Below are 814 nucleotides of genomic sequence, written 5' to 3' on the forward strand. Positions count from 1 at the left end.
GGGCGGGCCGAAACGCCCGGGAATGCATGACTGCCCTGTTAAATGCGGGCATAGCGGGCACAACGCGCCAACCCCGCTTGCCTGACACGCAACCACAACGCGTCGCCGCCATTGGCTAAGTCCCGATGGAGGAGCGCGTGTTCAACTTCAGAGAGACAGGGCCGGGCCAGTGGCGATGGAGCTTCACGTTCCGCGATCAGACCATGGCCTGCGGTGAGGGCTTCCCGAGCGAGCTGAGCGCGCGGAAGGCAGCAGAGTCGTTCGCGAGCGGGGTCGGGTTGGCGCTGATCGACTTGATCGGGCATCGCTGAGGCTTCGGCCCATAGACGTGGCGCGAACGCTGGATCAGCTCAAAGCCTCTGGGTGCAGCGAAGGCTTTCCCCTGTAGTGCTTTTGAAGACGCGGGCAGCCGCCATGCGACTTGCGATGCTGCAGAGCGACCTTGGTGCCTTCGCTGTAGATCCCCGCCGTATTGACGGCGCCACGACACACCGGACAACGCTTCACTGCCTCCCGGTGAAGCCGGTGAGCCTCGTCTGCGCCCATCTCGATCCAGGCACCATCAATTCGGACTTCGCAGGATCGTGCTTTGCGGTTGGCCATGACGATCTATGGCACGAGCGGGCCGAACGGCGGAAGCGTGCTCCGGCACGAAGAAGCCCGCCACGGCGAACCGGGCGGGCTGAGTTTAGGGCTCGCGGCTAGGCCGATCGGGTTGAGGCTTCGCCACCTCGTCTCCGTAGCAGTGGCCGAGAGAGGCCGGTGTCGCTTCGGTGCAGCACGTCACGAAAAAACCCGCTCCAGCTTTCACCGG

Annotated in this window: 2 protein-coding genes; one reads left to right on the plus strand and one right to left on the minus strand. The window is 64.5% G+C overall.

Annotated features, from left to right (window positions below; translation table 11 throughout):
* The first annotated feature begins 137 nt into the window (after nt 1-137).
* The gene (locus MGN01_RS23925; RefSeq protein ID WP_170246144.1) at nt 138-311 is read left to right on the plus strand and encodes a hypothetical protein; all 174 of its coding nucleotides are present in this window, start codon (nt 138-140) and stop codon (nt 309-311) included.
* 34 nt (nt 312-345) lie between these two features.
* Here the strand turns inward: MGN01_RS23925 and MGN01_RS24695 are convergent, their stop codons facing one another.
* Nucleotides 346-603 (minus strand): hypothetical protein, encoded by a 258-nt coding sequence (locus tag MGN01_RS24695; protein ID WP_147049165.1) that lies wholly within the window; start codon nt 601-603, stop codon nt 346-348.
* Nucleotides 604-814: the final 211 nt, after the last annotated feature.

This window comes from Methylobacterium gnaphalii, assembly GCF_007992215.1.
GTDB classification, from domain to species: domain Bacteria; phylum Pseudomonadota; class Alphaproteobacteria; order Rhizobiales; family Beijerinckiaceae; genus Methylobacterium; species Methylobacterium gnaphalii.

What these genes read in the sequence shown, in the direction of transcription:
- MGN01_RS24695 (WP_147049165.1), bottom strand. Translation starts at nt 603, where the DNA reads ATGGCCAACCGCAAAGCACGATCCTGCGAAGTCCGAATTGATGGTGCC.